Origin of the sequence: Mycolicibacterium lutetiense (assembly GCF_017876775.1) — a bacterium.
Lineage (GTDB): Bacteria > Actinomycetota > Actinomycetes > Mycobacteriales > Mycobacteriaceae > Mycobacterium > Mycobacterium lutetiense.
Map to the genome: position 1 here is coordinate 871,674 of NZ_JAGIOP010000002.1, position 22,019 is coordinate 893,692.

Here is a 22,019-nt window from a genome sequence, read left to right on the forward strand (position 1 = left end):
CCTCCTTTGACATCCCGGTGGGTACCCCAAACTCAGTGGCAGTAACGCTCCTACGGTGAGGAGATGCGCCGAGTAGGGATCGTCTTGCGCGATGAGTTGGCCGCCTGGGCGCGATGGATTAGCAGGCCTGCCCGGGGGCACCACATAGAAATGACCGGACTCACAGCACATTGACAGCGCAGAAGCTGGTTTTCCGGAAATAAGTTTAGTTTCACTAACGTAGTAGTTCGGTAGCGCAACGTCGCGCCAGTGATTATTTCCGCTATCTGTAAAGAGGGTTCTTGATGTCGTCCGATACTCGCGAAGAGCAACTAGCAATCCGGATCGCCGATCTGACCGCCGCCGATCCCCAGTTCGCCGCCGCGATTCCCAGCGACACCGTCACCGCCGCCGTCGACGTCCCCGGCCTCCTGTTGCCCGAGATCGTCCAGACCCTCCTGCAGGGTTATGCCGAACGGCCGGCGCTCGGTGAACGCGCACAAGAATTCGTCACCGATCCGGCCACCGGTCGGACCACGGCCCGCCTGCTCCCCCGGTTCGACACGATCAGCTACGGCCAGCTCGCCGACCGGGTCCGCGCCCTCGCCGCGGCCTTGCACGCCACTGCCGTCGCGACCGGCGACCGGGTTGCCATCCTCGGATTCACCAGCGCCGACTACACCGTGATCGACACCGCACTGGGCCAGATCGGCGCGGTGTCGGTGCCCCTGCAGACCAGCTCCTCGCCCGAGTCGCTGGCGCCGATCGTGACCGAGACCGAGCCGCGCGTGATCGCCGCGAGCGTCGACCACCTCGCCGCCGCAGTCGAACTGGCGGTCACCGCCCACGCTCCAGCCCGGGTCCTCGTCTTCGACTACCACCCCGAGCTCGACGACCACCGCGACGCCGTGGCATCGGCCTCCGAGCGGCTGGCGGGCACCGGCGTCGCAGTCGAGACCCTGACCGACCTCCTGGACCGCGGCGACAAGCTGCCGGCGCCCGAGGCACCCAAGGCTGACGGCACCGATCCGCTCGCCTTGCTGATCTACACCTCTGGCAGCACCGGTGCCCCCAAGGGCGCCATGTACCTGCAGAGCTCGGTCGGCAAATTCTGGCGGCGCAACAGCAAGGCCTGGCTCGGACCGGTCAGCTCGGCGATCAATCTGAGTTTCATGCCGATGAGCCATGTGATGGGCCGCGGCATCCTGTACGCGTCGCTCGCCGCCGGCGGTACCTGCTACTTCGCGGCCCGCAGCGATCTGTCGACGCTGCTCGAGGACCTCGCCCTGGTGCGGCCCACTGAGCTGAATTTCGTTCCGCGCGTGTGGGAGATGATCCACAGCGAGTACCAGAGCCGGGTCGATCACCGCCTGGCCGAGGGAGGCCAGGACCGTGACGCGGTCGAGGCCGACGTACTGGCCGAGGTGCGCGACGAGGTTCTCGGCGGACGGTTCGTCGCGGCGATGACCGGCTCGGCACCCATCTCGGCCGACCTCAAGGTCTGGACCGAGGACATGCTCGGCATTCATCTGCTGGAGGGTTACGGCTCGACCGAGGCCGGTATGGCGCTGTTCGACGGCGTGGCCCAGCGTCCGCCGGTGATCGACTACAAGCTCGTCGACGTCCCCGACCTTGGGTACTTCAGCACCGATCAGCCCCACCCGCGTGGCGAGCTGCTGATCAAGACCGAGAATCTGTTCCCCGGCTACTACAAGCGTCCCGACGTGACCGCGTCGGTGTTCGACGAGGACGGCTTCTACCGGACCGGTGACGTCGTCGCCGAGATCGGCCCGGATCAGCTGCGCTACGTCGACCGGCGCAACAACGTGCTCAAGCTCGCCCAGGGCGAGTTCGTCACGCTGGCCAAGTTGGAAGCAGTCTTCGGCAACAGCCCCCTGGTGCAACAGATCTACGTCTACGGCAACAGCGCGCAGCCATACCTGCTGGCCGTCGTGGTGCCCACCGATCTGACGGTGTCGAAGGAGGCGATCAGCGAATCCCTGCAGGAGGTCGCCCGGGATGCCGATCTGCAGTCCTATGAGGTCCCGCGCGATTTCATCGTGGAGACAACACCTTTCAGCCTGGAGAACGGCTTGCTGACCGGCATCCGCAAGCTGGCCTGGCCGAAGTTGAAGGCGCACTATGGCGAGCGGTTGGAGCAGCTCTACACCGACCTGGCCGAGACTCAGGCCAACGAGTTGCGCGCCCTGCGCACCGGCGCGGCCGACGCCCCGGTGCTGGAGACCGTGAGCCGGGCCGCCGGCGCCCTGTTGGGTGCCGCGGCTTCGGATCTGGAGCCCGACGCCCATTTCACCGATCTGGGCGGAGATTCGTTGTCGGCATTGACCTTCGGCAATCTTCTCCGGGAGATCTTCGACGTGGATGTGCCCGTCGGCGTGATCGTCAGCCCGGCCACCGACCTGGCCGGCATCGCCACCTACATCGAAACGCAGCGCCACGGATCCCAACGCCCGACCTACGCATCGGTGCACGGCAGGCACGCCGCCGAAGTCGCCGCCGCCGACCTGACGCTGGACAAGTTCCTCGACGCGGACACCCTGGCTGCCGCACCCGGCCTGCCCAAGGCCCCAGCCGAGGTGCGCACAGTGTTGCTCACCGGCGCCACCGGATTCCTGGGCCGCTATCTGGCCCTGGAATGGCTGGAACGCATGGATCTGGTCGACGGCAAGGTCATCGCCCTGGTGCGGGCCAAGTCCGATGAGGAGGCCCGAGCCCGGCTCGATGCCACCTTCGGCGGTGCTGAATCTAACAGCGGTGGCGACGCGAAACTCCTTGCGCACTACCAGGATCTGGCCGCCGACCACCTCGAAGTGATCGCCGGCGACAAGGGTGAGGAAAACCTCGGCCTGGATCAGCAGACCTGGCAGCGGCTGGCCGCTGACGTCGACCTGATCGTCGATCCGGCCGCACTGGTCAACCACGTGCTGCCGTACAGCGAACTGTTCGGGCCCAATGCCCTGGGCACCGCCGAGCTGATCAAGATCGCGCTCACCACGAAGATCAAGCCGTACACCTATGTGTCGACCATCGGCGTGGGCGATCAGATCGAGCCGGGGAAGTTCGTCGAAGGCGTCGACGTCCGCCAGATGAGCGCGGTCCGCAAGATCAACGACGGCTACGCCAACGGCTACGGCAACAGCAAGTGGGCCGGCGAGGTCCTGCTGCGGGAGGCCAACGATCTGTGCCGGCTGCCGGTGGCGGTGTTCCGTTGCGACATGATCCTGGCTGATACCACCTACTCGGGTCAGCTGAACCTGCCGGACATGTTCACCCGGATGATGCTCAGCCTGGTCGCCAGCGGTATCGCGCCCGGCTCGTTCTACCAGCTCGACGCTGACGGCAACCGGCAGCGCTCGCACTACGACGGACTGCCGGTCGAGTTCATCGCCGAGGCCATTTCGACACTGGGCGGGCAATCCGTGGAGAGCTTCGAGACCTACCACGTGATGAACCCGTACGACGACGGCCTCGGGCTCGACGAGTTCGCCGACTGGCTGATCGAGGCCGGCTACCCGATCGAGCGCATCGCCGACTATGGGCAGTGGATCCAGCGCTTCGAGAGCACCCTGCGCGCGCTGCCGGACAAGCAGCGACAGGCCTCACTGCTGCCGCTGCTGCACAACTACCAGCAGCCCGAGCGGCCGATGCTGGGCGCCCTGGCCCCCACTGACGTGTTCCGGGCCGCGGTGCAGGAAGCCAAGATCGGACCGGACAAGGACATCCCTCATGTCAGCCCGGCAGTGATCGTCAAGTACATCACCGACCTGCAGCAGCTCGGCCTGCTCTAGTCCCCCGTGCGCCCGTCCCACATCGGAGTGGGACGGGCGCACGTCGGGCGTGACGCATCTCGCAGCCCCAGGACTGGCATCTCGAAATATAATTAGTTTTACTAACGTAGTAATTACTAGGCACGGCAAACGTGCCGACCATAGTTATTTTGATTTGCTCAGGGGACCGATATGACGACCGAAACACGCGAGGACCGGCTCCAACGCCGCATCGCACACCTGCATGACACCGACCCACAGTTCGCCGCCGCCTACCCCAGCGACACCGTCAACGCCGCCGTCGCGCAGCCCGAGCTGCGGCTGCCGGCCATCGTCAAAGGGGTGCTCACCGGGTACGCCGACCGCCCCGCGCTCGGACAGCGCGCCGTCGAACTCGTCACCGACGCCGCCGGCCGGACCTCGGCCCAGCTGCTCCCCCGTTTTGACACCATCACCTACCGCCAGCTGGGCGACCGCGTCCAAGCGGTGACCAACGCGTGGCACAACCATCCGGTGAAGCCCGGCGACCGCGTCGCCATCCTCGGCTTCACCAGCGTCGACTACACCACGATCGACACCGCACTCATCGAACTCGGCGCCGTGTCGGTGCCGCTGCAGACCAGCGCCCCGGTCAGCACACTGCAGCCGATTGTCGCCGAGACCGAACCGGTCGTGATCGCTGCGAGCATCGACTTCCTTGACGACGCAGTCGAATTGGTCCGGACCGGCCCCGCGCCCCGCCGCCTCGTGGTGTTCGACTACCTTCCCCAGGTCGATGCTCAGCGCGAGGCCTTCGAAGCGGCCAAGGCGGCCCTGTCGGATACCGACGTGATCGTCGAACCTGTGGCCGACGTCCTCGACCGCGGCCGCTCGCTGGCCGACGCACCGCTCTACACGCCAGGTCAGGCCGACCCGCTGGCCATGCTGATCTACACCTCCGGCAGCACCGGGACCCCCAAGGGCGCGATGTACCCGGAGAGCAAGGTCGCCAACATGTGGCAGCTCGCGGCCAAGGCCAATTGGGACCCACAGCAGGCCGTGCTGCCCGCGGTCACGCTCAACTTCATGCCGATGAGCCACGTCATGGGCCGCGGCATCCTGATCGGCACCCTGAGCTCGGGCGGGACCGCGTATTTTGCGGCGCGCAGCGACCTTTCGACCTTCCTGGGCGATCTCGCACTGGTCCGGCCCACGCAGCTCAGCTTCGTGCCGCGGATCTGGGACATGCTGTTCGGTGAGTACCAGAGCCACCTCGACCGCGCCGGCGGCAGTGAAGACGCGGTGCTCGCCGAGGTTCGCGAGAACCTGCTGGGCGGGCGGTTCGTCTCCGCGATGTCGGGCTCCGCGCCGATCTCGGCTGAGATGAAGGCTTGGGTGGAGCGCCTGCTCGACATGCACCTGCTGGAGGGATACGGCTCGACCGAGGCCGGTTCGGTCTTCGTGGACGGCCAGATCCAGCGTCCGCCGGTGATCGACTACAAGCTCGTCGACGTTCCCGATCTCGGGTACTTCGGCACCGATCAGCCTCATCCGCGTGGCGAGCTACTGGTGAAGTCCGAGCAGATGTTCCCCGGGTACTACAAGCGTCCGGAGATCACCGCCGAGATGTTCGACGAGGACGGCTATTACCGCACCGGTGACATCGTGGCCGAGCTCGGACCGGATCACGTGGAGTACCTCGACCGGCGCAACAACGTGCTCAAGCTTTCGCAGGGCGAGTTCGTCGCCGTGTCCAAGCTGGAGGCGGTCTTCGGGGACAGCCCGCTGGTGCGGCAGATCTTCATCTACGGCAACAGCGCCCGCTCCTATCTGCTGGCCGTGGTGGTACCGACCGATCCCAGTGCGTCCAAGCGGGCGATCAACGACTCCCTGCAGGACGCGGCCCGTGCCGCTGGTCTGCAATCGTATGAGATCCCCCGCGATTTCATCGTGGAGACAATGCCTTTCAGCCTGGAGAACGGCCTGCTGACCGGTATCCGCAAGCTGGCCCGCCCCAACCTGAAGAATCACTACGGCGACCGGTTGGAGCAGCTGTACACCGAGCTGGCCGAAGGTCAGGCCAACGAGCTCAGCGAACTGCGGCGCAGCGGTTCGCACGCCCCCGTTCTCGACACCGTCAGCCGGGCCGCCGGAGCGCTGTTGGGTGCCGCGGCATCCGATCTCTCACCTGACGCCCATTTCACCGATCTGGGCGGAGATTCGTTGTCGGCGTTGACCTTCTCGAATCTGCTGCACGAGATCTTCGATGTGGACGTGCCGGTCGGTGTGATCGTCAGCCCGGCAACCGATCTGGCCGGCATCGGCGCCTACATCGAGGCGCAGCGCCACGGATCGAAACGCCCGACCTACGCCTCGGTGCACGGACGTGGCGCCACCGAGGTACATGCCCGCGATCTGACACTGGACAAGTTCATCGACGCGGACACCCTGGCCGCCGCACCGTCGCTGCCCAAGGCCCCGGCCGAGGTTCGCACCGTGCTGCTGACCGGCGCCACCGGATTCCTGGGCCGCTACCTGGCCCTGGAATGGCTGGAGCGCATGGACCTGGTCGACGGCAAGGTCATCGCCCTCGTCCGCGCCAAGAGCGACACCGAGGCCCGTGCGCGGCTCGATGCCACCTTCGATGTCGGTGATGCGAAATTGCTTGCGCACTACCAGGATCTGGCCGCCGACCACCTCGAAGTGATCGCCGGCGACAAGGGTGAGGCCGATCTGGGTCTCGACCACGACACCTGGCAGCGACTGGCCGACGAGGTCGACCTGATCGTCGACCCGGCCGCGCTGGTCAACCACGTGCTGCCCTACAGCCAGATGTTCGACGCGAATGCGCTGGGCACCGCCGAGCTGATTCGTATTGCACTCACCACGAAGATCAAGCCGTTCGTCTACGTCTCGACGATCGGTGTGGCCGCCGGCATCGCACCCGGCGCCTTCGTGGAGGATGCCGACATCCGGGTGATCAGCCCGACCCGCCAGGTCGACGATTCCTACGCCAACGGCTACGGCAACAGCAAGTGGGCCGGCGAGGTCCTGCTGCGTGAGGCCCACGATCTGTGCGGGCTGCCGGCCTCGGTGTTCCGCTGCGACATGATCCTGGCCGACACGACCTACTCGGGTCAGCTCAACCTGCCCGACATGTTCACCCGACTGATGCTGAGCCTGGTGGCCACCGGTATCGCGCCCGGATCGTTCTACGAACTCGACGCTGACGGCAACCGCCAGCGGGCGCATTACGACGGGCTGCCGGTGGAGTTCATCGCCGAGGCCATCTCGACGCTGGGCGTGCACGTCACCGAAGGGTTCGAGACCTACCACGTGATGAACCCGTACGACGACGGCCTCGGCCTCGACGAGTTCACTGATTGGTTGATCGAGGCCGGTTACCCGGTGCATCGCATCGACGACTACGCGGAGTGGTTGCAGCGCTTCGACACTGCGCTGCGCGCCCTGCCGGACAAGCAGCGCCAGGCCTCTCTGCTGCCGCTGCTGCACAACTACCAGCAGCCGTCGTACCCGTTGCGCGGCGCAGTCGCGCCGACCGACCGGTTCCGGGCCGCGGTGCAGGAAGCCAAGATCGGGCCGGACAAGGACATCCCCCATGTCAGCCCGGCGATCATCGTGCAGTACATCACCAACCTGCAGCAGCTCGGACTGCTGTAACAGACTTCCCCACCAGGGAAGAATCCCCTGAGCGGCCGCGGTCCTTACCCAGGACCGCGGCCAATCAGTATCTGTGCGAACGGTGCAACCACGTCACAGAGAAGAACCCGGCTGGCAGGTGGGCGCCGGAGTTGATGAATCAGGGCCCCGAATCGCAGCGTGACCGGGCGGACCAGAATTCGGTGAGCAATCCGACGATCCGGTCGCAATCGATCAGCAGCGGCGAGACATGACCCGTGCCTGCCACCTCCTCGACGCGGCAGTCGGCAATGGCCGCGCAGGCTTGGCGGGCCTCGGCCGCCTGCCAGCCCATCATGTCGTCACGAGCCGCAAGCACCAGCGTGGGGACCCTGATCGCGGTCAGCAGATCCGATACCCCGCTGCGGTGCAGCATCATCGACCGCATGGCGTGCAGCATTCCCATCCGGTCGGCAGTTCGGAACGAATCTAGAATCACCGCAGCCTGATTCGGCTCGGCAGCGACGCCTGACGAACCGAGAATCGAATCTGACAGCTGCTTCACGATGAACGCATTCGGGCCGACCAATTGATATAGCCCGACCAACGGCCACCCCTTCATCCACTTCTCGCGCCTCGTGAGCGCCTGGACCGGGGTGCCGATCGTGGTCAAGGTCCGCAGCCTCGGCTGTTCGTCGGCTGCCAAACGGATGCCGACGTGACCACCCCAGGCATTCCCGACCCAGTCCACGGGTTCGTGCAATCCCAGGCCCTCCAGAGCCTGCTCCGCGGCCGCCACGCATTCCGCGAAGGTGAAATCGCGCTTCACTGCATCACTTTTCCCGTGTGACGGACCGTCGATCGCGTACACGGCGCGGTCACGCGCCAACGCGCGCTCGATCGGGCCCCAGGACTGTGAATCGACGAAAAGGCTGTGCCACAAGACGGCCGGCGGTCCGGCTCCGCTGCAGCGCACGTGCAACCGGCCCAGGTCTGTGGTGACGAAACGGGAACGGTTCATGGCTTTCTCCAATTACTTCGGGAACCGAAACTTCGGTAACCGTAGTATCCTCGAGCGCCATGGTGTCGTCAAGAGAGTTGCCCTCCGACCGACAGGCGATCGGACAACTACTGGTGCGGCTACTGCGGGAGTTCCGCAGCGAACTCGCCGATCCCCGGACCGGGGCTGAATTCAGCGACATCCGCGATCCACACATGCAGATCTTCGGCAATATCCGCATCGGCGGCATCCGGCTCACCGAGCTTGCCCACCGGGCTCAGCTGAGTTTGGCCGCGACCTCGGAACTGGTCAACGACTTGACCGAGTTGGGATACCTCACCAGGCGGCCGGACCCCGCCGACGGCCGGGCGAAGTTGATCGATCTGACCGCCCGCGGAAATGCCGCGATGAGCTTTGCAGCTGAAAGAGTTGCCGACATCGAACAGCACTGGGCCCGCATCGTTGGTGGCCGAGACTTCGATCAGATGTGTACGACGATGCAGCAACTGCTCGACGAGCTCAATCCCGAGCAGTCGAGGAGCTGAGCGCTAGACCGCAATTCCCAGGGCCAGCAGCACCACCGCGATCAGCGGGAAGATGCCCTGGGTGATCGCTGCCCGCGCCTTGTCCGGCGAGCTGGTCAGCAGCACCGCGGCCGCGACCAGCATGGAACCGACACCGGCAAACACCAGCGCGGCCCCGACCGCGTTGTGGCCCGAGCCAACCGCGACGATGCCCACCACCGTGACGATGGCCAGGAACAGGTTGTAGAAACCCTGATTGAAGGCCAGCTCCTTGGTGGCCTGCGCCTCCTCCGCACTGATTCCGAAGGTGGCGCGGGTGCGTGGCGACGTCCAGGTGAGCGACTCCATCACGAAGATGTAGACATGCAGGGCCGCGGCGAGCGCGGCGAACACCAGACCGGCGGTGACCATGCGGTCTATTCAAACAGCCCGGTCGGCCCCAGTCCGGTGATCGGCGGTTGCATACCCAGATGCGTCCATGCCAGCGGCGTGGCCACCCGGCCCCGCGGCGTGCGAGCGACCATGCCTGCGCGCACCAGGAAGGGCTCGCACACCTCTTCGACCGTGGTGGCTTCCTCCCCGACCGCCACGGCCAATGTCGACACGCCGACCGGACCGCCGCCGAAACTGCGGGTGAGCGCCGACAGCACGGCACGGTCCAGGCGGTCGAGGCCGAGCTCGTCAACGTCGTAGACCTCCAGGGCGGCCTTGGCGATATCGCAGGTGATCACCCCATCCGCGCGGACCTCGGCGTAGTCCCGAACCCGGCGCAGCAGTCGGTTGGCGATGCGGGGCGTGCCCCGGGAGCGCCGGGCAATCTCGGTGCCGGCCTCACGGCCCAATTCGATGCCGAGGATGCCGGCCGACCGGGCCAGGACCCGCTCGAGTTCGACCGGTTCGTAGAAGTCCATGTGCGCGGTGAAACCGAACCTGTCCCGCAGCGGGCCGGTCAGTGCGCCGGATCGGGTGGTCGCTCCCACCAGGGTGAAGGGCGCGACTTCGAGCGGGATCGACGTGGCGCCAGGGCCTTTGCCGACCACCACGTCGACGCGGAAGTCCTCCATAGCCAGATACAGCATTTCCTCGGCCGGCCGGGCGATGCGGTGGATCTCGTCGATGAACAGCACATCGTGCTCGACGAGGTTGGACAGCATCGCGGCCAGGTCACCGGCCCGCTCCAGTGCGGGACCCGAGGTGAGCCGCAGCGAGGAGCCCAACTCGGCGGCGATGATCATCGCCAGCGAGGTCTTGCCCAGCCCGGGCGGACCGGACAGCAGGATGTGATCGGGTGTGCCACCGCGGTTCTTGGCACCCTCTAGAACCAGCGACAGCTGCTCGCGAACCCGCGGCTGACCGATGAACTCCCCCAGCGAGCGCGGGCGCAGGCTGGCGTCGACATCGCCCTCACCGACCGTCAGCGCCGGTGATACCTCCCGCTCCTCGGGCTCCTCGGCTTCGTCGAAGCGGCCCATTACTTCCTACCCAACATGGACAGCGCCGTCCGCAACGCGGACGCCGTAGTGGCCTCCGGATCGTTGGCCAGCACCTTGTCGGTGGCCTCCTCGGCCTGTTTGGCCGCAAAGCCAAGTCCGACAAGGGCTTCCACCACTGGTGCGCGCACCGCGTGGCCGGTGAAGCCGGAGCCCCCGGCGGTGACCGGCCCGATCTTGTCGCGCAGTTCGAGCACCATGCGTTCGGCACCGCGTTTGCCGATGCCGGGAACCCGGGTCAATGCCGTCACGTCCCCGTCGGCCAGCGCCTGGCGCAGGGCCTGCGGGTCGTAGACCGCCAATGTCGCCAATGCGATCTTCGGGCCGACGCCCGATACCCCCAGCAGTGTGAGGAACAGATCGCGGGCCTCCCCGTCAGCGAACCCGAACAGCGTCATCGAATCCTCGCGCACGATCATCGCGGTGATCAGCCGCGATTCGCTGCCACGGCGCAGGTTGGCCAGGGTCGACGGGGTCGCCATCACCTTGTAGCCGACGCCGGCAGCCTCGATCACGGCATGGTCGAGGGCGATGTCGATGACCTCGCCGCGCACCGACGCGATCATGCCCGGGCCGCCTTCGCCGTGGCCTTCAACCGGGCCTGGTATTTGCGCCGCTGTTCGGCGGCCATTGCCTCGGCGGCAGCCATCCGCTCGATCATCGGGGCGCGCCAGCAGTGGCAGATTGCCAGGGCCAGCGCGTCGGCGGCGTCCGCCGGGTTCGGCTTGGCTTGCAGCGCAAGAATTCTGGTGATCATCTCGGTGACCTGAGCTTTGTCGGCGCGGCCGTTGCCGGTGACCGCGGCCTTCACCTCGGAGGGGGTGTGGAAGTACACCTCGATGTCCCGCCGGGCAGCGGCGAGCGCGATCACCCCGCCGGCCTGGGCGGTGCCCATCACGGTGGAAACATTCTGTTGAGCGAAGACCCGCTCGATCGCGATCACATCGGGCCGATGGGTATCCATCCAGCGCTCGGCCACATCGCTGATCGCCAGCAACCGCTTCTGCAGCGGTGCGTCCGCCGGGGTGCGCACCACGTCCACGTCCAGCGCGGTGACCTGCCGGCCCTTGCCACTCTCGACCACCGACAGGCCGCAGCGCGTCAACCCGGGATCCACTCCCATCACCCGCACACGAACCCCTTCGTCAGAACATCTGTTCGAAGAGCCTAGCGCGACCCGGCGACAGCCTGCGGCAGGGACACGCTCAGCCCTCGGCGAATACGCTCGCCCCGAGCGTGACCCCCCGGTATTGCGGGCCCAGTGCGCGGCCGGCGGCCAGCAACGGCTCGACGTCGCGCAGCGTGCGGGCCAGGATGAACCCGCCTTCGAGTGCGGCGACGAGCGCCATCGTGACGTCGCGAGCATTCGCGGGATCGACACCGCGTTGCGCGAAATAGGCTGCGCCGCCGTCGAACCACGCATTGAACACGCCGGCCGCGGCGACCCGCAATTCCTCGACCGTGTCGGCGGTTTCACCCGCCACGGTGCCGACCGGGCACAGGTTCGCGAAGCCGGTGGCGGCCATGTCCGCGGCGGCCTGGGTGAACACTCCCTCGATCGCCTCACCCAGGTCGTCGTACTCGTCGACGATCGTCGGGATGAGCAATCCGTAGGCGACGCCCGCGTCGACCAGCGCCTCGCGGGCGATCTGGCACTTCCCACCCGGGAAGTGGTGGTAGAGCGAACCGATCGGCGCCCCCGACGCCAAAACGATGTCCTTCATCCCGACCGACGCGTAGCCCTTGTGCCGCATCAGCTCGGCCGCGGCGGTCACGATCGCCTCCCTCGTAGACCTTGCCATTCAAACCTCCTGCCGACACACTAGAGCATTAGTTCTAGAATCATCGTTCTAACAATGGGAAGGCCATCATGAAGTCAGTAGACCTGTCCGCCGGAACCGTCGAATACCGCGAGGAAGGCAACCCGACAGGTCCGCCGGTGGTGCTGCTGCACGGGCTGCTCATGAACGACACCCAGTGGAGTTCGACGCTGCCCCTGTTGCCCACCGGATTCCGCTATCTGCTGCCGGTACTCCCGATGGGCGGGCACCGCATCCCGATGCGCGAGGACGCCGACCTCAAGATGGACGGGATGCTCGGCATCCTCGCCGATTTCCTCGATGCCCTGGACCTGGCCGATGTCACCCTGGTCATCAGTGACTGGGGCGGGCCGCTGTTGCTGACCGATACCGGCCGCGACAAACGGATTGCGCGGTTGGTGATCTGCCCTGCGGAAGCGTTCGACAACTTCCCGCCCGCTCCGGCCGCCAAGGTGCTCTGGTTCGCCACCCGCACCACCGGCACCGTGGCCTTCGCTCTGCGCCAGATGCGGATCAGCTGGCTGCGCAGGCTACCGATGATGTTCGGGCAGATGTCGAAAAAGTCGATTCCCCAAGATGTTTTCGAGGGCTGGACCAATGCCGCGCTGGCCGATCCGCGAATTCGCCGCGACCTGATCCGCTACTGCCGCAGCCGATTCGACAAGCCGGAGCTGATCCGGGCCACCAACGCCCTGGCCGATTTCACCGGCCCCGCATTGGTGTTGTGGAGCGACAACACCGTGATGCCCACCGCGCATGGGCAACGGCTGGCCGACCTGCTCCCGAACGGACAGCTCCGACACATCGAGGACGCCCGGGTACTCGTCATGCTCGATCAACCCGAACAGACCGCCTCCGAGATCGGCCGGTTCCTGGCCCAGTGAGCGAACGGGGATACCGTGTCCGAGGGAGGTAGGGACATGCGAGTAGTGATTGCAGGTGGACACGGAAAGATCGCCCTGATCCTCGAGCGGCTGTTGTCGGCGCGGGGCGACGAGGCAGTCGGCCTCATCCGCAACCCGGACCAGGCGGCCGATCTAGAGGCCGCAGGGGCCGAGGCCGTCGTTCTGGACCTGGAGCAGGCGTCGGTCAACGAGGTGGCCGACGCGGTGCGCGGCGCCGCCGCGGTGGTGTTTGCCGCCGGTGCCGGTCCCGGCAGCGGGGCAGACCGCAAACAGACCGTGGATCGCGACGCCGCGATCCTGCTGGCCGACGCCGCCGAGGCCGCGAGTGTGGGCCGGTACGTGATGGTCTCGGCCTTGGCCGCCGACGACCGGTCGCTCGACAAGAACTACGACGAGGTGTTCCTGGCGTACATGCGGGCGAAGTCCGAGGCCGACGCCGACGTGCGGGCACGCACCGGGCTACGCACCACGATCGTTCGGCCCGGCGGGCTCACCGATGAGCCCGGTACCGGCACGGTCACCATCGCCGAATCCACCGGCCGCGGCAGCATTCCCCGCGACGACGTCGCCCGCGTGCTGCTCGCCGTCCTGCACGAGCCGGAGGCCGCGGGACGGACCTTCGAGGTCATCTCGGGCGAGACGCCGATCGAGGCAGCGCTGCATCCGACGCGATGAACGCCTTGATCTGATCGATGCGGGCGCTGGTCGCGGCCCAACCACGCACGGCTTCCTCACCGACGATCTTGCGGTCACGCCGGACCACGATGATCCACGGCGTTCCGAACAGTGAGCGGGCCAGCACCCACAGCGGCAGTAGGAGCAGCAACAGCAGGAACTCCGCGGCCACCAGCAGCGCCAACACCAGAACCGGGATCAACAGCACCATCAGGGCGATATTGAGCACGATGCTGATGATGTCGTCGCCGTCGCTGAAGGACGCACCGCCGAAGTTCCAGTCGTCAGGCATCTTTCGGCGCGGCCGCCACGGCAACCAGCGCCGGCGAACCGTCCATCGGACGCCCTCAGGGTCGAGGACGCTCGCCACTACTCCTCGTCGAGTTGCGCAGCGACATCGTCGGGGATGTCGATGTTGGTGTACACCTCTTGCACGTCGTCGCTGTCCTCCAGCGCGTCGACGAGCTTGAGCACCTTCCGCGCGCCCTCGAGGTCGACCGGCACGCTCACCGAGGGCTGGAAGCTGGCCTCGGCCGAGTCGTAGTCGATGCCGGCGGCCTGCAGCGCGGTGCGCACCGCGACCAGGTCGGTCGGCTCGGAGATCACCTCGAAGGCGTCCCCCAGGTCGTTGACCTCTTCGGCACCCGCCTCCAGGACGGCCGTCAGCACGTCGTCCTCCGTCAGGCCGTTCTTCTCCAGCGTCACGACGCCCTTGCGGGTGAACAGGTAGGCCACCGAACCGGGGTCGGCCATGTTGCCGCCGTTGCGGGTCATCGCGACCCGCACCTCGCCGGCCGCGCGGTTGCGGTTGTCGGTCAGGCACTCGATGAGCACAGCGACACCGTTGGGGCCGTAGCCCTCGTAGGTGATGTTCTGCCAGTCGGCGCCGCCGGCCTCTTCACCACCGCCGCGCTTGCGAGCCCGCTCGATGTTGTCATTGGGAACCGAAGACTTCTTGGCCTTCTGGATCGCGTCATAGAGGGTGGGGTTACCGGATGGGTCACCGCCGCCGACACGCGCTGCGACCTCGATGTTCTTGATCAACTTGGCGAACATCTTGCCGCGCTTGGCGTCGACGACGGCCTTCTTGTGCTTGGTGGTCGCCCACTTGGAATGGCCGCTCATGCAGGTTCTGCCCTCTTTCCCGGTTAAAACTCCGGCCCCCCAGTCTACGTGGCCCCGTCTACCGGGCCTGCAGCAACGCGAACGTCGTGCCCGCCACGGCGCTGCACAGCACCGGCCAATACCAGATGTGCCAGTGCCGCCAATGCCCGATCGCCATGCCGATCGGCGCGACAACGACCGTCGCCAGGGTCAGGACTGCCCATCCGGCAATGCTCCCGGCCTCATCCGCCTGTTCGGGAAATGCCCCACTGAAGCCCAACGGAAAGATCGCGGCGAACGCCAGCACCACGGCGATCAGGCCGACGACGGCCCATGTGGCCCAACTGATCACCGACTCGACGACACCTGGCCGGCCTCGGGCGGACGTTGGCGCCGACGCAGACATGCAGGGAGCGTACGCCGATGCACGGACGCTACCCGGCACCTACGGACAGCGTCGCATTGGCGTCGGCGGTGAGAATGTCGTCATCGCCCATCCAGTGCACCAGCCGGGCCAGCGGATACATGGCATCGTGCGGGCCACCCTCGACGTGACCGTTGGCAGTACCCACCCGGCACACCCGCTGGCCACCCGCGCCGGCCAGCGCATCGCGCAGCTGGGCCTTGCGTTCGAAGGGATAGACGCCGATGGTCTGGGTCGCCACGTTGACGTAGCGGACCGCGTCGTCGAGCGATGGCACCATCACCACGTTGGAGATCTTGTTCGACGGGTGAAAGTCCACCGGCTCGTCGGACAGCACGACCATGCCGCGGCCGTCGAAGCGGCCGAACACTTCAAGTTCGTCACCCATCGCACCCATCACCTCGACCTCGTCGCGGATCTCGGTGGGCGGCAGTGGCGCCACCGCCGATCCGAACACCCGGTCAACACCCAGGCGCGGCAAAAGTTCAGCGCAGAACCGCCGAGCCTGGGCCCGGTCGGTGGTCTCCAGGAAGACGAATCGGCTTGCCAGGCAGGCCTCCTGGTTGAAGACGCAGGTGTCGGCCGCCACCCGTTCGGCGACATCGGCGAGCACCTGATCGGAGGCGAACACCTCACTCCCGATCATCGAGATCGACGACTTGGGGTCGAAGGACACCAGCTGGATGCCGGGGCCCAGGTACTTGATGACGTTGTTGATCGCCGGTCCGCCACCCCAGGCCACGATCTTGTCGAAGTACTGCGGGCGGTAGATGGTCCGTTCGATCGCCTCATCGCCGCCGGCCCAGTAGACCGCCGACATCGATTGCACCACCGGGTGGTTCGGGTCGATCTCGGCCATGGTCCGCAGTACTGCCACCGTGGTGAACGGATCCGATGAGGGCATCTTGAACAGGCTGATGCCCTTGACCAACGCGCTCTGGGCAATCGACGCGACGCAGCCGGACGGGGCGTTACCGGCCAGCATGTGCACCATGCGGGGCGGGAAGGCCCGCACCGCGCCGGTGTTCCCGGGCGCGTCGGTACGGCTCACCCAGCCATCGAGCACGGCCGGATCGGCGAAGTTGGATTCGACCTGCGCCCACAGGCTGTCCCGGTTCAGCAGGGACGGTGCGGTGCGGTAGAGGTTTTCCACCACTCGGCGTGGCAACGGATTGGTCTCCGCCACCAGATCCAGACAGCGCTGCATGTGCGGATTGCCATCGAGCTCCAGCCGCTGCCCGGTCTCGACCAGAAAGTCGATGATCTCGGCCAGCGGCACGTTCAACAGTGGCGGCAATTCCGTGCGCGGGGTCACCAGCGCATCCAGTTCAATTGCGGGCGTGGCGAAGTCGACACCGAGGTCGCGGGAACGGTGCAGCGAGGCATCTCCCTCGACCAGCTCTCCGCGGATTACGAACGGCGCCGACAGGGCCACCGCGGCGCTCACGTTTCACCCCCCCACGTACGCGTCGATGGTGCCCGAGCAGGCGATCTTGTCCCCGCCCAGATCGGCATAGCGGGTGATGTCCGGACCGATGGTCGGCCCCTGGTGGCCGCAGTCGCAGGCCCCGAAATCGACATCGATGCGGTCACCGGAGATGACCCCACCCCAGCGGCCGTCCAACGACAGATCGAAGAATGCCCCGCGCACTTGCACCGGACCTGCGGAGGTATCGACGATATTCTCGCCGGGTTCGTCCAGCGGCAGCAGCAGCACCCACGGCGGTACGTCCAGATCCTCGCGCTGGGCCACCTTGGTGATCTCCGCAGCCTGAGCGCGGTTGCGCAGCAACGGGATCTGGTCAACCCGCTCGGCGAACCGCTCGTTCACCGCGTCAATCTGCAGCTGCTGCACATCGGCGGGCGCGATGTCGTAACGGTCCGGCGCCGTCTGCAAGGCAAGGAGTTGGTCAATTGCGGTCATAGTGACTCCCGAAAGAATTAATAGCACCTATTGCGTTTCATTTAATGTTAGTATGTACCCATGCCCCAGAGTTCGTCAAGGCCCCGCGCGGGCCGGCCAACCCGGGAACAGGCCGAGCAGCGACACCTCGAACTGCTCGACTGTGCCCTGGAAGTGTTCCTGGAGAACGGATTCGAGCGTTCCACCATCGAGGCCATCGCCGCGTCCGCCGGCATGGCCAAGCGCACCATCTACAGCCTGCACCCGGACAAGGCCGCACTGTTCGAAGCCTCGGTACAACGCGCGGTCGACCGGTGGCTGGTCCCGATCGAGACGCTACGAGCGGCCGAGGCCGACGATCTCGAGGAAACCCTGCTCGCCATCGGCCGAATCCGGTTGGCCGGGATCACCAGCCCCGCCGGCACCGCCTTGCAGCGCATCCTCAACGCGGAGGGCAACCGTTTTCCCCAGCTGTTCCGGCTTGTCTACGAGCAGGGCACCATGCCGGCGCTGACGTTCATCGCCGAGGTCCTCGCCCGCCACGCCGAGGCCGGAATCATCGAGGTCGACGATCCCGCGGTGGTCGGGGGCGCGTTCTTGAGCATGGTCGTCGGCGGCCCCGCCACCGGCGCACTCTGGGGTGTGTCCTGGGATCCCGACGACCTGGACAAACGCATGCGGACCTTGGTGCGACTGTTCCTCGACGGCGTGAGGCCGCGAAACCCGTGACACGCCACAACAACTGAAAGGACACCATGGATCAAGACACGTACGACAAGGGATTGGCAATCCGGAAAGCAGTCCTGGGCGAGGACTATGTCCGCAAGGCGGCCGGCAATGTCGACGCATTCAACAAGCCACTGCAGGATCTGGTCACCGAATACTGTTGGGGCGCCGTGTGGGGCCGCGAAGGCCTGGAACTGAAGACCCGCAGCATGCTCAATCTGGCGATGATCGCCGTGCTCAACCGGCCCAACGAGTTGAGCACCCACATCCGGGGCGCGCTCACCAACGGCGTCACCCGCGAGGAGATCTGCGAGATTTTCCTGCAGGTCGGCATCTACGCGGGCATCCCGGCCTCCGTCGACAGCTTCCGGCTGGCCCGCGCCGTGTTCGCCGACCTCGACGAGGCAGCCGATGAGTGAGCCGATCGGCTTCATCGGCCTGGGCAACATGGGCTTTCCGATGCTGGGCCGGCTGTTGACGGCCGGCCATCCGGTGGTGGCCTTCGACGTCCGTGAGGACGTGCTGGCCACGGCAACCGCGCTGGGTGCCCAGCCGGCCAAGTCGGTGCGCGATGTGGCCGACCGGGCCGAGACCGTACTGGCCAGCCTGCCCACACCGCAGGTGTCGCAGTCCGTCGTGACCGAGGTTGCCGAAGGCTCGAAGGTCCGGCGCTTCGTCGACCTGTCCACGGTGGGAGCTGGGGCAGCGCAACGCAATCACGCAACGCTCGCCGCACAGGATATCGCTGCCCTGGACAGCCCGGTCAGCGGCGGAATGCACGGCGCCCAGGCCGGCACCCTGGCCATCATGGTGTCCGGTCCACACGCCGAATTTGAGGCGCTGGCAGCGGTTTTCGAGGCGCTCGGTAGGGCGATCTTCGTCTCCGAACAGCCCGGTGCCGCACAGACCATGAAGCTGATCAACAACCTGATGGCCGCCACCACCCTGGCCGCGACCGCCGAGGTGATGGTGATGGGTGTCAAGGCCGGGCTGAGCGCCGACGTGATGATCGACGTGCTCAACGCCGGATCCGGCGGGACACACGCCAGCCGGGACAAGTTCCCGCGTGCGGTACTCCCCCGCACTTTCGACTACGGGTTCGCCACCGGCTTGATGGCCAAGGATGTGGGGCTGTATCTGGCGGAGGCCACTTCGCTGGGCCTGCCGGTCGAGATGGCCGCGACCGTGCAACGGATCTGGGAGCAGACGGTGCAGGCCGAAGGCCCCGAATCCGACTTCACCTCCGTCATCAAACCGATGGAGAAGACCGCTGGCGTCATCGTCGAGGGAGGCAACGGATGAGCATGCGTGGCAAGACCTGTGTGATCACCGGAGCCACCTCCGGGCTGGGCCGCGAGTCCGCCCGGGCCCTCGCGTCGGCCGGGGCGCACGTGGTGTTGGCGTCCCGCAACGCCGACGCACTCTCCGAGACCCGGGACCGGATCCTCGCCGAGGTGCCCGAGGCACGCCTGTCCGGCGTTGCCGTCGATCTCGCCTCACTGGCGAGTATTCGCGCTGCAGCTCCGCAGATCGCCGACCTCGCTCCAGTGATCGACGTATTGATGAACAACGCCGGAGTGATGTTCACCCCGTTCGGCCGCACCCAGGATGGCTTCGAAACACAGTTCGGGACAAACCATCTGGGCCACTTCGCACTGACAAACCTATTGCGGCCACAGTTCGTCGAGGGCACCCGCATCGTGAACCTGTCCTCGGAGGGCCATCGTCTCGGTGACATCGATCTGGATGACCCCCACTGGGAACGCCGCGGTTACGACAAGTTCGCCGCGTACGGCGCGGCCAAGACCGCCAACATCCTGCATGCCGTCGCGCTCGACCAACGGCTTGGCGATCGGGGCGTCCGCGCGTTCGCCGTGCATCCGGGAATGGTCGCCACCAACCTGGCCCGGCACATGTCGCGCGAAGATGTGATCGCGGTCAGCGGGCAGGCCCGCTCGCATGCCATCGAGGTGTCCACGCCCGAACAGGGTGCGGCCACCCAGGTGTGGGCGGCCGTCAGCACCGACCTCGACGGCAGGGGCGGGCTGTATCTGGCCGACTGCGCGGTGCGCACCGATGCCGAACCCTATGCCACCGACCCTGACCGGGCCGAAAAGCTCTGGGAGGTTTCGGAATCCCTGTGCGCTACGCCTATTTCTTGAGCGGCGCGCTCAAGTCGTACACCGTGTCCGCGCCCACCTTGGTGGAGATGAAGTTCGCCTTCACCCAGTCGGAGATGTCGGTGTGCGAATTGTTGCCGAAGAATCCGCCGTGGTCGCTGCCTTTGGACTCGGGCAGGATGTAGTAGGCGATCTGCCGGTCGGCGACGTAGGTCTGGAACTGCTCCAGCGTCGGCACCGGATCACTGCCGGTGAAGCCACCGATCGCCATGACCGCGGTGTCGGTGGACAATTCGAGACCGGCCGCGGCCCCGGACCGGTTGATGGCCGCCGACCACTTGGTAGTGGTGGCCCGCAGCATCGCATTCACCTCGGGATTGTCGGAATGCCGGCCGTGCCCGTGGTCGTCGTCGGGATCGGCCGGTCCGACACTCGGGCCGCCACCGGTATGCGGCTGCCCCAGGGTGGCCACCGTGTAGCCCGTCATACCGCCCAGTCCACCGATCAGCGCCGCCGCCAGTGCTACGGTCGCCGCGCTACGGTTTCCGCCACGGAGCGCCCACAGCATGACGGCAGCGGCCGCGACGGCCACCATCAGGATCGCCCACCGCAGCGGTGGAAGCCACAATGCGTTGCGGCCCAGGATCCAGAAGCTCCACACTCCGGTACCCAGAAGCATGGTGATCAAACCGATCTGGCCCAGCCGGTCGTCACGCCGACGCCACATCTCGTGGATACCGATGGCGAACATCGCCGCCACAGCCGGAGCCAGTGACAGGCAGTAGTACGGGTGGACGTTGGTCTTCATGAAGCTCAGCACCAGACCGTTGATCACCAGCCAGGTGCCGAACAGGATGGCGCCGGCCCGCACGATGTCGGTGCGCGGCGCCCGACCACGCGACACCAGCACCAGCACCACCGCCAGCAGGGCGGCAGGTACCAGCCAGCCGATCTCGAAACCGAACTCGCCGGTGAACAATCGCGGCAGGCCCTGGGTCTGATTGCCGAATCCGCCGAAACCATGCTGCTGCCCGGCGGGCACCACCGGATCGACATCGACGTGCGTGCCGTAGTGGTTGTGACCGAGGACCCGGCCGAACCCGTTGTAACCCAACACCAGATTCATGAAGTTGTTGTCGGTCGACCCTGCGAGGTAGGGCCGCGACGAGGCCGGCCACACCAGGGTGAGCAGCACGAACCAGCCGGACGACGCGAGGAACGCGACCAGCGAGCCCAGCAGGTGCAGCAGCCGGCGGCGGACCGTCACGGGCGCGGCGATCAGGTAGACCAGCCCGATGGCAGGCATGACCATCAGCCCTTCGAGCATCTTGGCCAGGAACGCGAACCCGAGCGCGACACCGGCCAATGCCATCCAGCGGGCGCCGTTGTGCTCCAGTGCACGCACCGCGCAATAGGCGGCGGCCGTCATCAACAGGACCATCACCGCATCGGGATTGTTGAACCGGAACATCAACGCCGTCACCGGCATCAGGGCCAGCGCGGCACCGGCCAGCAGCGCGGCACGGGGGCCGCTGATCCGGCGCACCGCCCCGTGGAGCAGCGCGACGGCGGCGACGGCCATCAACGCTTCCGGGATGAGCATGCTGGCGCTGCTGAATCCGAACAGCTGACCCGAGAGCGCCATCACCCACTGCGATACCGGTGGTTTGTCCACGGTGATGAAGTTGTTCGGATCCAGCGACCCGAAGACCCACGCCTCCCAGCCGGTCGATCCGGCCTGAACCGCGGCGGCGTAGAAGTCGTTGCCCATCCCGTTGACGGTGATGTTCCACAGGTAGGCCACCGCCGTGGCGATCAGCAGCGCTGCCAACCCCACGCGCCCACGATCGACTCGCGGGGCACTGGGCGGGGCTTCGAGGACAGGCTCAGTGGAGGCATCCTCCAACGTCGTCGTCACACGTCCATTAAGTCGGCGCCGGCTA

At 66.5% G+C, this 22,019-nt stretch carries 21 protein-coding genes; 9 read left to right on the forward strand and 12 right to left on the reverse strand.

Annotation, left to right across the window (positions count from 1 at the left end; all coding sequences use genetic code 11):
* The first annotated feature begins 284 nt into the window (after window positions 1-284).
* Together car (JOF57_RS13455) and car (JOF57_RS13460) are read left to right on the forward strand one after the other, a co-directional pair.
* Window positions 285-3,788: a carboxylic acid reductase gene (car, locus tag JOF57_RS13455; RefSeq protein WP_209917174.1), complete on the forward strand. Its 3,504-nt coding sequence runs from the start codon at window positions 285-287 to the stop codon at window positions 3,786-3,788.
* 171 nt (window positions 3,789-3,959) lie between these two features.
* Window positions 3,960-7,427 carry a carboxylic acid reductase gene (gene car, locus JOF57_RS13460; protein ID WP_209917175.1) on the forward strand — a complete coding sequence of 1,156 codons (3,468 nt, stop codon included), beginning with the start codon at window positions 3,960-3,962 and terminating at the stop codon, window positions 7,425-7,427.
* 139 nt (window positions 7,428-7,566) lie between these two features.
* On the opposite strand, the gene JOF57_RS13465 is transcribed toward car (JOF57_RS13460), so the two are convergent.
* The gene (locus JOF57_RS13465) at window positions 7,567-8,406 is read right to left on the reverse strand and encodes an alpha/beta fold hydrolase (RefSeq protein ID WP_209917176.1); all 840 of its coding nucleotides are present in this window, start codon (window positions 8,404-8,406) and stop codon (window positions 7,567-7,569) included.
* Window positions 8,407-8,465: 59 nt separating this feature from the next.
* Between JOF57_RS13465 and JOF57_RS13470 the strand changes: the two genes are divergently transcribed.
* Window positions 8,466-8,930, forward strand: coding sequence for a MarR family winged helix-turn-helix transcriptional regulator (locus JOF57_RS13470; protein WP_209917178.1), 465 nt, complete (start codon window positions 8,466-8,468; stop codon window positions 8,928-8,930).
* 3 nt (window positions 8,931-8,933) lie between these two features.
* On the opposite strand, the gene JOF57_RS13475 is transcribed toward JOF57_RS13470, so the two are convergent.
* The 5 genes from JOF57_RS13475 to JOF57_RS13495 form a co-directional block, all read right to left on the reverse strand.
* Entirely contained in the window at window positions 8,934-9,320 is a 387-nt protein-coding gene (locus JOF57_RS13475) for a DUF1304 domain-containing protein (protein ID WP_209917180.1), read from the reverse strand.
* Window positions 9,321-9,325: 5 nt separating this feature from the next.
* A complete protein-coding gene (gene ruvB, locus JOF57_RS13480; protein WP_209917182.1) occupies window positions 9,326-10,381 on the reverse strand; it encodes a Holliday junction branch migration DNA helicase RuvB in 1,056 nt (351 codons plus the stop codon).
* Window positions 10,381-10,965, reverse strand: coding sequence for a Holliday junction branch migration protein RuvA (gene ruvA / locus JOF57_RS13485; protein ID WP_209917184.1), 585 nt, complete (start codon window positions 10,963-10,965; stop codon window positions 10,381-10,383). Before ruvA ends, ruvB begins: the two co-directional genes overlap by 1 nt.
* Complete coding sequence (ruvC, locus tag JOF57_RS13490; protein ID WP_209917186.1) at window positions 10,962-11,531, reverse strand: crossover junction endodeoxyribonuclease RuvC; 570 nt, start codon at window positions 11,529-11,531, stop codon at window positions 10,962-10,964. The genes ruvA and ruvC overlap by 4 nt, the downstream gene beginning before the upstream one ends.
* A gap of 73 nt (window positions 11,532-11,604) precedes the next feature.
* On the reverse strand, window positions 11,605-12,201 hold the full coding sequence (locus JOF57_RS13495) for a TetR/AcrR family transcriptional regulator (RefSeq protein WP_209917188.1): 597 nt from the start codon (window positions 12,199-12,201) through the stop codon (window positions 11,605-11,607).
* Between the two features lie 68 nt (window positions 12,202-12,269).
* On the opposite strand from JOF57_RS13495, the gene JOF57_RS13500 reads away from it, so the two are divergent.
* Both JOF57_RS13500 and JOF57_RS13505 read left to right on the forward strand, forming a co-directional pair.
* Window positions 12,270-13,103, forward strand: coding sequence for an alpha/beta fold hydrolase (locus tag JOF57_RS13500; RefSeq protein ID WP_209917190.1), 834 nt, complete (start codon window positions 12,270-12,272; stop codon window positions 13,101-13,103).
* A 36-nt stretch (window positions 13,104-13,139) separates the two neighbouring features.
* Window positions 13,140-13,799 carry an NAD(P)H-binding protein gene (locus JOF57_RS13505; RefSeq protein WP_209917192.1) on the forward strand — a complete coding sequence of 220 codons (660 nt, stop codon included), beginning with the start codon at window positions 13,140-13,142 and terminating at the stop codon, window positions 13,797-13,799.
* Here the strand turns inward: JOF57_RS13505 and JOF57_RS13510 are convergent.
* From JOF57_RS13510 to JOF57_RS13530, 5 genes are read right to left on the reverse strand one after another with little or no spacing between them, the layout of a single operon-like run.
* Entirely contained in the window at window positions 13,750-14,169 is a 420-nt protein-coding gene (locus JOF57_RS13510; RefSeq protein WP_209917194.1) for a hypothetical protein, read from the reverse strand. The genes JOF57_RS13505 and JOF57_RS13510 overlap by 50 nt on opposite strands.
* Window positions 14,169-14,924 carry a YebC/PmpR family DNA-binding transcriptional regulator gene (locus tag JOF57_RS13515; protein ID WP_209917196.1) on the reverse strand — a complete coding sequence of 252 codons (756 nt, stop codon included), beginning with the start codon at window positions 14,922-14,924 and terminating at the stop codon, window positions 14,169-14,171. The genes JOF57_RS13510 and JOF57_RS13515 overlap by 1 nt, the downstream gene beginning before the upstream one ends.
* Window positions 14,925-14,982: 58 nt before the next feature.
* The gene (locus JOF57_RS13520; RefSeq protein ID WP_209917197.1) at window positions 14,983-15,309 is read right to left on the reverse strand and encodes a hypothetical protein; all 327 of its coding nucleotides are present in this window, start codon (window positions 15,307-15,309) and stop codon (window positions 14,983-14,985) included.
* Window positions 15,310-15,337: 28 nt separating this feature from the next.
* Window positions 15,338-16,774 carry an acyl-CoA reductase gene (locus JOF57_RS13525; protein ID WP_209917199.1) on the reverse strand — a complete coding sequence of 479 codons (1,437 nt, stop codon included), beginning with the start codon at window positions 16,772-16,774 and terminating at the stop codon, window positions 15,338-15,340.
* Window positions 16,775-16,777: 3 nt separating this feature from the next.
* Window positions 16,778-17,251, reverse strand: a complete 474-nt coding sequence (locus tag JOF57_RS13530) for a hypothetical protein (protein WP_209917201.1) — start codon at window positions 17,249-17,251, stop codon at window positions 16,778-16,780.
* Window positions 17,252-17,311: 60 nt separating this feature from the next.
* Between JOF57_RS13530 and JOF57_RS13535 the strand changes: the two genes are divergently transcribed.
* The 4 genes from JOF57_RS13535 to JOF57_RS13550 are packed head-to-tail and all read left to right on the forward strand — an operon-like array spanning window position 17,312 to window position 20,118.
* Window positions 17,312-17,959, forward strand: a complete 648-nt coding sequence (locus tag JOF57_RS13535; RefSeq protein ID WP_209917203.1) for a TetR/AcrR family transcriptional regulator — start codon at window positions 17,312-17,314, stop codon at window positions 17,957-17,959.
* 26 nt (window positions 17,960-17,985) lie between these two features.
* Window positions 17,986-18,375 carry a carboxymuconolactone decarboxylase family protein gene (locus JOF57_RS13540; protein ID WP_209917205.1) on the forward strand — a complete coding sequence of 130 codons (390 nt, stop codon included), beginning with the start codon at window positions 17,986-17,988 and terminating at the stop codon, window positions 18,373-18,375.
* Window positions 18,368-19,258: an NAD(P)-dependent oxidoreductase gene (locus JOF57_RS13545; protein ID WP_209917207.1), complete on the forward strand. Its 891-nt coding sequence runs from the start codon at window positions 18,368-18,370 to the stop codon at window positions 19,256-19,258. Before JOF57_RS13540 ends, JOF57_RS13545 begins: the two co-directional genes overlap by 8 nt.
* Complete coding sequence (locus JOF57_RS13550; protein ID WP_209917209.1) at window positions 19,255-20,118, forward strand: SDR family NAD(P)-dependent oxidoreductase; 864 nt, start codon at window positions 19,255-19,257, stop codon at window positions 20,116-20,118. The genes JOF57_RS13545 and JOF57_RS13550 overlap by 4 nt, the downstream gene beginning before the upstream one ends.
* On the opposite strand, the gene JOF57_RS13555 is transcribed toward JOF57_RS13550, so the two are convergent.
* Window positions 20,108-21,994 (reverse strand): ArnT family glycosyltransferase, encoded by a 1,887-nt coding sequence (locus JOF57_RS13555; RefSeq protein WP_209917211.1) that lies wholly within the window; start codon window positions 21,992-21,994, stop codon window positions 20,108-20,110. The two genes, JOF57_RS13550 and JOF57_RS13555, sit on opposite strands and share 11 nt — an antisense overlap.
* Between the last annotated feature and the right edge of the window lie 25 nt (window positions 21,995-22,019).